This is a genomic window from Humitalea rosea, from assembly GCF_003253705.1.
GTDB lineage: Bacteria > Pseudomonadota > Alphaproteobacteria > Acetobacterales > Acetobacteraceae > Humitalea > Humitalea rosea.
In genome coordinates this window covers 22862-33476 of record NZ_QKYU01000035.1, presented here as the reverse complement: position 1 = coordinate 33476, position 10615 = coordinate 22862, and the positions used below count along the sequence as shown (strand labels likewise).

Sequence of the window (10615 nt, the reverse complement as noted above, 5' to 3'; positions counted from 1 at the left end):
CGTTGTCCATACAGCCATCTCCAAGCATCACGCCTGGAGCCGACCCAGCACATTCATACCGACCCGCGAAAGAAGGGCGCCGAGGCTTCGCTTACCATGGTTGCTCACGTATGTGATCATAGGACTATAGCGTAGACATAGTGCTCATCATCGTCGATTGTGGTCCGCCAACCCTCTGAACGGAACGCGGGGACTATCCCCGCCGTCACCTCAGACCTGATCGGCCTGGCGACGGCAGTCCGCCGCGCTCGGCAGGGGCAGGCCGAGGTTTTCCCGCAGCGTCGTGCCGCGATATTCCTTCTGGAACAGCCCGCGCCGCTGCAACTCGGGCACAACGAGCCGCGAGAAATCCTCATAGGCCCCCGGCATATGCGTCGCCGCCAGCACGAAGCCGTCGCAGGCGCGGCCGGTGAACCATTCCTCCATCTGGTCCGCGACCATCGAGGGCGTGCCGATGAAGGCGTGATGCTCCTTGATCGTGCCCCGACCGGAGAAATGGACCATATCGGCCACGCTCGGGTTGGATTTTCCGCTCAACTGAATGACGCGGTCGCGGAACCCCTGCCAGGAGAGCGAGGCCAATTCATCATCGGTCAGCGGCTCGTCATAGGGCTTCTGGGCCAGATCGTAGTTCAGCACCTCCGACAGCAGGGTCAGCCCATCGATCGGCTTGGGCAGGCTGTCCAGCAGCCCCTTCTTGTCGGCCGCCATCTGCGCCGTCTCGCCGCAGACGACATAGCAGGCGGGGGCGATCGTCACATGGTCCGGATTGCGCCCGGCGGCGGCGACGGCGGCTTTCAGCTCGGCATATTGCTTCTGGCCATAGGCGAGGGAGGGATAGACCACGAAGATCACCTCGCCCCAGCGCCCGGCGAAGCTGCGCCCACGCCCGCTCTGCCCCGCCTGCAGCAGCACGGGATGGCCCTGGGGCGAACGCGGCACGGTGAAGGGCCCGCGCGATTTGAACCAGCGCCCCTCGTGGTTCAATCGCCGCACCTTGCTGGGATCGGCAAACCGGCCGCTCTGCTTGTCGAGGACGAGCGCGTCATCTTCCCATGTGCCCCAATGGCCCATGACGACCTGCATGAATTCCTCGGCGCGGTCGTAGCGCAGGTCGTGCTCGAGGTGCTCGGTCTTGCCGAAGTTCAGTGCCTCAGAATTGTTCAGCGAGGTCACGATATTCCAGGCGGAGCGCCCCTTGGTCATCAGGTCCAGCGTCGCGAACACGCGCGCGACATGGAAGGGTTCGTAATAGGTGGTGGAATAGGTGGCGCCCAGGCCGAGCTTGGTGGTGGCGAGCCCCATGGCGGTGACGATGGAGACCAGATCGAGCTTCACGGCGCGCACGCCATGTTCGACCGTTGGCGCGAAGTCGTTCGAATAGATGTCGGGCATGGCCAGCCGGTCGTCGAAAAAGGCCATGTGGAACTTGCCTTCCTCCAGCACCCTCGCGATGCGCTGGTAGTATTCCGGCGTCATGAAATCCGAGGCCGAGGCCGGGTGGCGCCAGGAGGCCGGCAGGTTCGAGCAGTTCTGTGCCTGGAGGAAGGCGACCATCGCCATCTGGCGTGGGGCAGCGGTCATGCAGCGCGATCCTCTTCGAGCGGAATATCGACATCCAGCAGCGGCGCATGCTGCTGGCAGCCATAGACATCGGTGTCGCCAACCTCGCCCGATGGCAGCAGCCGCGGGAAGGTGGCCTTGAAGGCCGAGGCCGCGTCGTAAGCCGTGAACAGCACGGCATCGGCGCGGACATCGTACAGTCTTGCGAACAACGCCGCGCAGAGCACGCCGGTGCTCTTCACGCGGCGATACAGCGCCGGATCGTCGAAGACGACATCGACGGTCAGCTCGAAAGGGCCGGCGTTCTTGCTCTTGCAGACGCGGGCGATGTCGCGGATCAGCGCCATCACAGAGCCTCGTAACGGATCGGGAAGAAGGCCTGCGGATCATCGAGTTCGGCGACGTGGTAGACGCTGAAGCGATACACCGCCCCGGCCTCGATATCGGACGGCGAGAAGGGGAAGGCCATATTGCCCTCGCGGCACAGCCGCCCGGGGAAGTCGGTGTGCAGCATGTTGGTGCGGGCGATGCCCAGCACGGCCATCGCGATCTCCGGCGTGTCGCCGACCACCTCGATCACGAAGCCCAGCTCATGCGGCGTCGCTGTGCGGTTCGGTTCGCGTGCGCCCATCACTCCGTCGTGGCCATAGACGCGGAAGCCGAGGGTGTAGCGATCGGGCGTCACCCCAAAGGCCGCGGATTTGTCGCGCACGATGCCACGCACCTCCTCGATGAAGACGTCGATGCGGCCGATCAGTATCGGATCGCGTGTGCCACAGACGCAGATCGCACGATGGCCCGCGAGCTCCACGCCCTCCAGCTTCACCGTGTATTGCGATGCCGGGTTCCAGCGCATGCCGGAGATACGCACGGCACGATCGCTCAAGGCATCGAAGCGGCAGTCTGAGGTATCGAGCATCCCGCCCGGCTCGATATGGTGAATGGGGCTGCTGTTCTCGTGCAGGCTGTGGTTTGCAATCGACAAAGGCGTGCAGCGGCGGATCGGATTCATCGGCTCGCAGTCCACATGATCCTCGCGCACCGTCACCATCAGGCAGTCGTGGCCCTTGGGGATGGAGGGCGTGGCGCCGCATTCCAGCATCTTGCCGGCATACCAGGCCGGGGCGGGCGGCAGGCCCGCCCGGGTGCAGGCGGCGACCCAGGGCGCGGGGTCGCTCGCGCGCCCGGCGAGCACCACCTGCGCGCCATTGTCCAGGGCCTCAATGAAGGGCTCAGGCCCCATCATGGCGACGATCCGCGTTGCCTTCTCGATCGTCGTCGCGGCCAGCGCGGGCAGGCCTGCCAGCGGACGGATTCGGCCTGCGGCGGCTTGTGCAACCAGCCCGTCACGCGGCGGCTCCGCGTCGATCAAGGCCATGCGAAAATGCAGGCCATCCTCGCGCGCGATCTCCCGCACCAATTGGGCGGTCAACTCAAGATGCGGCGCGCCGCCGCTGCCGCCGCAGGTGCCGATCAGCATGGGGATGCCGGCCTCGATCGCGGCATGCAGCATCAGCCGCAGGTCGCGCCGGATCGCCATGATGGAGCAGAAGGGCTTGCCCGCGCCAAGGTAGTAGGGGCCAGGATCGACGCTGCCGCCATCCACGCCGATCACATGCGGCGCCCGCGCCATGCCGGCCTTCAGCGAGGCCTCGGGGAAGCCGTAGCCCAGGATCGCGCTGGTCGAAAGCAGCCGGATCTCGTTCATGCGTCGGGCACCAGCACGAGGTGTTCCGCGGCGATGCCCAGGGTGACGGGTGCCCCCACCGGAAGATCCATCTGGGCGAAGGCCCGCAGTGACGCGCCGGCGGCATCCACGACATACTCCGTGAAGGGGCCGAGGTACTGTGCCTCCGTCACTATGCCGGACAGCAGATTCACCTCCGGTGCCGCCGCCACCTCGCCGCCCCGAAGCAAGCGGATATTCTCCGGTCGCACGGCGCCAAGCGCGGTTGGGCCGCAGGGCTCGCCTGGGGCGACCAGGATGGCCGTGCCATCGGTCGAGGCCCAGCCATCGCCCTGCCGATGCAGCGCGATCAGCCCAACCTTGCCGACAAAATCAGCAACAAAGCGGCTGCGCGGTCGGCGGTACAGGTCACGCGGCGTGCCCACCTGCACGATGCGTCCCTGCTCCATGACGATGACGCGGTCCGACATGGACAGGGCCTCCTCCCGATCATGCGTGACATAGACGGCGGCAATGCCGAGGCGGCGCTGCAGGCGATGGATCTCGCCGCGCATACCCTCGCGCAGCTTGGCGTCGAGGTTGGACAGAGGCTCGTCGAACAGCAGCACCGCGGGGCTGCCGATGATCGCCCGCGCCAGGGCCACCCGCTGCTGCTGCCCCCCGGAAAGCTGCGAGGGGTGACGATCCGCCAGATGCTCCAGGCCGACGACGCGCAGCGCCTCGGCCACCTGGGACGCGCAGTCGGCCGCGGATACGCCACGCACCGACAGCGGAAAGGCCACATTCTGCCGCACACTCATATGCGGCCAGACGGCATAGGACTGGAACACCATGCCGATCTGGCGCTCATGCGCCGGGACCAGCAGCCCCTCGGCGGGGGCGGAAACCAGGCGCCCGCCGATCGAGATGCGCCCGCCCGTCGCATGCTCCAGCCCGGCGATGCATCGCAAGGTCGTGGTCTTGCCGCAGCCGGAGGGACCGAGGAGGGAGACGAACTCGCCATCCGCGATCTCGAAGGAGACGCCGCCAATGGCGGCGACCGGCCCGTAGTGCTTGCTGAGGTCGGTGACGGAAATGCCCATCGGCGCGGAATCCCGGCTCAGAAACGGCGACCGGCGGACACGAGCCAGCCGATGACCAAGAGGATGGCGAAGATCACGAAGGTGGTGGCGACCGAAAGCGCGCTGGCCTGCCCCCAGTTCGCCTGCTCGAAGAAGGCCCAGATCGAGATGGAGATGACCTTGGTATTGGCCGAGTACAGCAGGATGGCCGCCGAGATTTCGCGGAAGAAGGCCATGAACAACAGGAAATACGCGCCCTGCACCGAGGGTGCGATCAGCGGCAGGATGATGCGCTGCGCCGCCCGCAGGCGGTTGGCGCCGCCGACCCAGGCGGCCTCCTCCAGGCTGCGGTCGATCTGCACCATCTGCCCGCCGACCGTCTCGGTTGCATAGGGCAGGAAGCGCGTGACGAAGGCGACGATGATCACGGCGATGGTGCCGTAGAGCGGCAGCGGCAGAAAGGCATAGGCCCAGAGCAGACCAAGCCCGAGCACGATGCCCGGCACGCCGAAGGGCAGCACCACCAGCAGATCGAGCCAGCCATGCCCCTTCGGCCGCAGCCGCAGCGTGAAGTAGGAACACATCAGCCCGAGCGTGACACCCATGACCGCACCCACGCCCGAGACGATCAGCGTGTTCCAGAGGCTCTGCCAGGTGGAGTCGCTCTCCCACATGAAGACGTAGTTGCGCCAGGTGTACATGCCAGCAAAGGGATTGGCGGTGAACCAGCGCAGCAGCGAGGTGTAGATCAGGATCACCATCGGCAGCAGCAGTGCGAGCGAGATGAAGCCGAAACAGAACAGGTTGGCCGCCCAGCGCCAGCGCCCAAGTGGGATCGGCGCGACGCGGCCGGCCTTGCCGGTGACCGTGGTCAGCCGCCCCGCGCGGGTGATGCGCCGCTGCGCCCAGATCGCGGCGCCGGTGATGGCGCTGAGCGCGAGGCCGATCGCCGCCGCCAGCCCGTAATCCACCGGCGAGAAGCGCACCAGCAGATAAAGTTGCGTCGCCAGCATCGTCACCCGGCCCGGTATGCCGATCAGCGCCGGCACCGCGAATTGCTCGATCGACAGCACGAAGACCAGGATGAAGCTGGAGGCGAGGGAGTATCCGAGCAAAGGCAGGGTGACGCGCCGCATCACCGTCATCGGCGTGGCACCGGCGGCGCGCGCCGCTTCCTCATAACTCGCATCCATATGGATGATCGGGCCGCGCACGGTCAGGTACACGAAGGGCACCTGATGCAGCACGCTGACGAAGACGATGCCGAAGGCCGAATAGATGTCGACGCGCGGCCACTCCAGCCCCAGCAGATCGCCCAACACCGCGTTCACGACACCGCCGGGCGAGCCCATGATGATCCAGGCCATCGCGACGATGAAGGATGGGAAATAGAAGGCGAGGCCGATCAGCGTCGTCATGAGCCGCGGCCAGCGGAAATCGGTGCGATGCACGACCAGCGCGAGAGCCGTGCCGAGGATGATGCAGAACGCCGCCGAGACCAGACCGATCCACAGCGTCGTCCACATCGAATTCAGCACGCCTTGCGATGCAAGGTTCTCGTAGTTGCGAAGCGTCCATTCGCCGACCGGCTCGCCCGGCGCGCTGGTACGGAAGCTGCCGTATATCAGTGCCGAGATCGGCAGCATCACCAGCGCCAGCACGGCGGCGAAGGTCAGCAGATAAAGGCCATGGAGAATTCGCTCCGACGCCGCCCCTCCTCGCGTGCCGGCGCGCTTCGCTATGCCTGTCACCGGACGCCGAAGACGGTGCGCCAGTGACTGATCATGCGTGCCTGGCGCTCCGGCGTCAGGATGGACTCGCCATTCACCACCTTGGGCAGGCTCGCCGTGGCCGGGATCTTCGACAGCGGCGGAGCGTCCGTCCGAGTGACCGGCAAGCCTCCGAGGCGTTGCAGCGCCTCCTGTCCGGGACCGGTCATGAGCCAGTTCACGAGCACCCGGGCCGCATTGGGATTGGGCGCGCGGCCAGCGGCGATGATGAAGCCGGAGGATGTGGTCGTGCCGGAGGCCGGATAGACGTAGCCGATCGGCGCGCCATCCTCCAGCATCGGATTGAGCGGCAGGTCGGTCAGATGCGCGATCCGCACATCGCCGCGGACCACCGCCTGGATCACGCCGCCCGAGCCCTCGAAGAAGCGCACCTCATTGGCGCGCATCCGTTCGGCCGCGTCGCGTATGCCGATGTCTTCCCAATAGGCGACAAGCTGCTGCACGGCGACCGAACGCCAGGGCGGGTTCATGGCGACCTTGCCGCGCCAGCGCGGATCCATCAGATCCGCCCATTCCTTCGGCGCGTCCGCGTCGCGCACCAGGCCACGGTTCCAGATGATGCATTCGCGCGACTGGTGCAGCGCGAAGGCCGCTCCGGCACGCACGATGCCGGGCGGGAAGTGGGGCAGTTCGGGCGGCGTCCAATGCTGCGCCCAACCACGCTCCAGCCCCTCGTCAAAGCGTTCGTCGGGGAAGGTGATGAGCACATCGGCGATGTTGCGGCCGGCGTTGAACTCGGTCTGGAACCGCTCGATCAGCGGCCCGCTGCCGAGGCGGATATATTCGGTGCGGATCCCGGGATTGGCGGTGCGAAACAGCTGCAGCAGCGGTTCGATGCCGTTGGGCTGAAGGTTGCAGTAGAAGACGACGCGCCCCTCGCGTTTCGCCCCCGCCACGACCTCGGCCCATCCGGGCTGCTGTTGTTGGGCCGCGGCCTGCCGCGTCGCGGCCAATGTGGCGAGTGCGGCGATTGCGCTGCGCCTGGTCATGCCCAGGCCAGGCCGAAAACGGTGATCCATGGAACCTCCCTCCCATGATCGGCCACGCCCCGTTCGGGTGCGGACCGCCTGTGCTCCCGAGAAACTCTCTGGTGGCGCGGGCAAAGTTTGCATACAACAGTATCCGCAAGCCCGTCCAGAGGCGCGGTCGGGCAGGAAGAGGAAACCTCATGCGGCAATGGCGCATCCCGGCCGTGTTCATGCGCGGCGGCACCTCCAAGGCAATCCTGTTCCGCCGGGCCGATCTGCCGGCCAGCCGCGCCGCCTGGGATCCGATCTTCCTCAGCGCGATCGGATCGCCCGATCCCAATGGCCGCCAGTTGGACGGCATGGGCGGCGGCATCTCCTCCCTGTCCAAGGTCTGCGTGATCGGCCCGGCCACGCGGGATGATGCTGACGTGGACTACACCTTCGCCCAGGTCTCGGTTGGCGACGCGCTGGTGGATTATTCCGGCAGCTGCGGGAACATGTCCTCCGCGATCGGGCCCTTCGCGCTGGAGGAAGGCATGCTGCCCGGCGCCCCTCGGGATGGCGACATCGCGGTCCGTATCCACGACACCAACGCCGGGCGGATCATCGTATCCCGTTTTCGCGCCCTGGATGGCGAGGCGCTGGTGGACGGCCCCATGGCACTCGACGGCGTCGGGGGGACCGGGGCGCCGATCCGGCTGGAATTCATGGACCCCGGCGGGGCGCGCACCGGCGCGCTGCTGCCGACCGGGCGTGCGCGCGACTGGCTGGACGTGCCCGGCCTCGGGCGGATCGAGGCGACGATGGTCGATGCCGCCAGCCCCGCCGTCTTCGTCCGTGCCGCCGATCTTGGCCGCACCGGCGCCGAATTGCCGGCCGAGCTGGACGCCGATGCGGGCTTCCACGCGATGATGGAGTCGATCCGCGCCGCCGCCGCCGTGGCCATGGGGCTGGCCCCCGACGTTGCCCGGGCGGCGCTCAGACCCGCCATGCCCCGCATCGCCATGATCGCCCCGTCGATCGCGGCACCTTTGCTGTCCGGCCGGCGGTTGGCTGCCGCGGAGGCCGATCTGACCGTGCGGATGCTGTCGATGGGCCTGGCGCATCGTGCGGTGCCGGCCACCGGGGCGCTCTGCATCGGCGTCGCGAGCCGCCTTCCGGGCAGCCTGGTGGCAGATCTGGCGGCCGGCGCGCAGGACGGCGTCCGCATCGCCCATGCCTCCGGCATCACCGTGGTGGATGCGGCGGTGGAGGAGGGGCCGAACGGGCTGCATTGCCGCTACGCGGCGCTCTACCGCACGGCGCGGCGGCTGTTCGAGGGCCGGGTGCTGGTTCGCGCCGCGGCCATGACTGCATGAGCGGGTCCGCCACCCGGGCGTTCGCCGATGCGCTGCTGGCGCGGGCGCAGGCGGGGCTTGGCCCGGCGGCCAGCGCCACCGCGACCGACCTGCTGCGCGATGGGGTGGCCGTGGCCTGCCTCGGCGCGCTGGAGCCGGCGCCGCGGATCCTGGCGCGGCTGGCGCGGGAGACGGGCGGGGCCGCCGAGGCGACGCTGTTCGCCCAGACCGACGGCCCTGCGCTGGTCCCGGCCGAGGCCGCAGCCCGCGCCAATGGTGCCGCGATGCATGTGCTCGACTACGAGCCGATGTGGAACCCGGCGAACCACGCCCTCTCGACCACCCTGCCCGCCGTGCTGGCCTTGGCCGAGCGGCAGGCGCGGCTGGTGCCGGGCAGCGCCCCCGATGGCGCGCGCATTCTGTTGGCACTGGCCTTGGGCATCGAGGCGCAGGCGCGGCTGCGCCTTGCCTCGGGGCAGTTCGAGCCTGGGCAATTGCTGTTCCACCCGCCCGGGATGGTCGGCGCGATCGGCAGCGCGGTGGCCTGCGGGCTGCTGCTGGGGCTGGACGCCGAAGGGCTGACGCATGCCATGGGCATTGCCGCCTCGCGCGCCGGCGGGGTCATCGCCAATGTCGGCAGCATGACCAAATGCCTGCACTGCGGCGATGCCGCGGCGGCGGGGCTCGGGGCGGCGATGCTGGCGGCGCGCGGCTTCACCGCCGATGCGGATGCGATCGGCAGCCCGCGAGGCTGGGGGCGCGCCTTCAGCGGGGCGGGGTATTCGGCGGCACCCCTGACCGCCGCGGCGGAGGACTGGCACATCACGGCGCCCGGTCCGGCCTTCAAGCTGTTTCCCAGCCAGTACGGCACCCATTTCGTGATCACCGCGGCCCTCGCGGCGCGGCGGGGCTGGGACGGCCGTTCGGCAATACGCCGGGTGAGCGTCACGGCGCCCGCCATGGCCTATGTGGACCGTCCGCTGCCGGCGAGCGGTCTTGCCGGCAAGTTCAGCTTCCAGTTCTGCGTCGCGGCCGCGCTGCTCGATGGCCGTGTCGGGGTCGAGAGCTTTTCGGATGCGCGCCGCTTCGCCCCTGATCTGGCCGAGTTGCTGGGGAAGATCGAGATCCTGCCGGACCCGCTGCGCGAGGGTCGTTTCGACCGGATGCGGGTGGAGGTGGCGGTGACCCTGGAGAACGGGCAGGTGCTGGAGGGGAGGTGCGATGGTCCTCCTGGCATTTGGGGCCGGCCCGTTCCGCCAGGGGTGCTCGCCGAGAAGTGGCGGAACTGCTTCGCGGCGGCCCTGGGTGAGACCGCCGCGACCGCGGTTCTGGCGGCGACCTCGGACGTCGCGGCGCGCGGGCCGGATGCTGTGCTCGCGGTGATGGCCGCTTCTGCTGTTGCCAATTCTGCATACGAATGTATACAAACCTAGCGATGATCCCGCCCCAGCCCCTTCCCGCTGCCGCCGCATCCCGAGAGCCGGGATGAGCAACGCCCTGACCAACAAGCCTGCTGCGGTGACCATGGACCGGGCCGATTTCGGCTCGGCCGGTGACTTCGCCTATGCCGCCTTGCGGCGGGAGATCATGGAGGGACGGCTTGCCCGCGGGCAGCGCCTGAGGGAACAGGAACTTTCCGCCCTGCTGCAGGTCAGCCGCACGCCGATCCGCGAGGCGCTGTCCCGGTTGCAGGCCGACGGGCTGCTGGTGCTGCTGCCGCGCACCGGCCTCGCCGTCGCGGACCTCGATGACGGCGCGGTCACCGAACTCTACGAGACACGCGAGGCGCTTGAGGGCACCGCCGCCCATCTCGCCGCCCGCTACGCCAATCCGCGCGACATCGCGGCCCTGCGTGCCCTGCTCGCAGCCGAGGAGGCGGCGCCGGACGACCCGGCCAGCCTGCCGGCCCTGAACCGTGCCTTCCACGACGCGCTCTATGCCGCCGCCCATAACCGATTCCTGCTGAAGAGCCTGCAGGCCCTGCATGATTCGGTGACGTTGCTCGGCCCCACCACACTCTCGGCCCCCGGGCGGCGCGAACAGGCGCGGGCCGAGCACCGCCGTGTGGTCGAAGCGATCGAACGGGGCGATGCCGTGGTCGCCGAGGCGGAGATGCGCAGGCATGTCCATAACGGCTTTCCGCTCCGCCAGGCCATGCGGGGTGGCGGGGGAAGCGGTCCAAGCCGCAGCTAAAAAAATCGGAGGGAAC

Annotated in this window: 9 protein-coding genes; 3 read left to right on the top strand and 6 right to left on the bottom strand. The window is 68.3% G+C overall.

From position 1 onward, the window contains the following. Positions 1 to 210: 210 nt before the first annotated feature. Genes C8P66_RS21370 through C8P66_RS21345 form a run of 6 tightly spaced genes read right to left on the bottom strand, consistent with a single transcriptional unit; the run spans position 211 to position 7090 of the window. On the bottom strand, positions 211 to 1584 hold the full coding sequence (locus tag C8P66_RS21370) for an LLM class flavin-dependent oxidoreductase (protein ID WP_111400319.1): 1374 nt from the start codon (positions 1582 to 1584) through the stop codon (positions 211 to 213). Continuing rightward, a complete protein-coding gene (locus C8P66_RS21365) occupies positions 1581 to 1910 on the bottom strand; it encodes a DUF4387 domain-containing protein (protein ID WP_111400318.1) in 330 nt (109 codons plus the stop codon). Before C8P66_RS21365 ends, C8P66_RS21370 begins: the two co-directional genes overlap by 4 nt. Continuing rightward, positions 1910 to 3271: an acyclic terpene utilization AtuA family protein gene (locus C8P66_RS21360; protein WP_245903719.1), complete on the bottom strand. Its 1362-nt coding sequence runs from the start codon at positions 3269 to 3271 to the stop codon at positions 1910 to 1912. Before C8P66_RS21360 ends, C8P66_RS21365 begins: the two co-directional genes overlap by 1 nt. Continuing rightward, positions 3268 to 4332, bottom strand: a complete 1065-nt coding sequence (locus C8P66_RS21355) for an ABC transporter ATP-binding protein (RefSeq protein WP_111400317.1) — start codon at positions 4330 to 4332, stop codon at positions 3268 to 3270. Before C8P66_RS21355 ends, C8P66_RS21360 begins: the two co-directional genes overlap by 4 nt. A gap of 17 nt (positions 4333 to 4349) precedes the next feature. After that, on the bottom strand, positions 4350 to 6062 hold the full coding sequence (locus C8P66_RS21350; protein WP_146423023.1) for an ABC transporter permease: 1713 nt from the start codon (positions 6060 to 6062) through the stop codon (positions 4350 to 4352). Then, on the bottom strand, positions 6059 to 7090 hold the full coding sequence (locus tag C8P66_RS21345; protein ID WP_158537346.1) for an ABC transporter substrate-binding protein: 1032 nt from the start codon (positions 7088 to 7090) through the stop codon (positions 6059 to 6061). The genes C8P66_RS21350 and C8P66_RS21345 overlap by 4 nt, the downstream gene beginning before the upstream one ends. A gap of 179 nt (positions 7091 to 7269) precedes the next feature. On the opposite strand from C8P66_RS21345, the gene C8P66_RS21340 reads away from it, so the two are divergent. From C8P66_RS21340 to C8P66_RS21330, 3 genes are read left to right on the top strand one after another with little or no spacing between them, the layout of a single operon-like run. Continuing rightward, complete coding sequence (locus tag C8P66_RS21340; RefSeq protein WP_111400314.1) at positions 7270 to 8427, top strand: 2-methylaconitate cis-trans isomerase PrpF family protein; 1158 nt, start codon at positions 7270 to 7272, stop codon at positions 8425 to 8427. After that, positions 8424 to 9839, top strand: coding sequence for an MmgE/PrpD family protein (locus C8P66_RS21335; protein WP_111400313.1), 1416 nt, complete (start codon positions 8424 to 8426; stop codon positions 9837 to 9839). Before C8P66_RS21340 ends, C8P66_RS21335 begins: the two co-directional genes overlap by 4 nt. A 52-nt stretch (positions 9840 to 9891) precedes the next feature. Next, on the top strand, positions 9892 to 10599 hold the full coding sequence (locus C8P66_RS21330) for a GntR family transcriptional regulator (protein ID WP_111400312.1): 708 nt from the start codon (positions 9892 to 9894) through the stop codon (positions 10597 to 10599). Positions 10600 to 10615 lie beyond the last annotated feature (16 nt).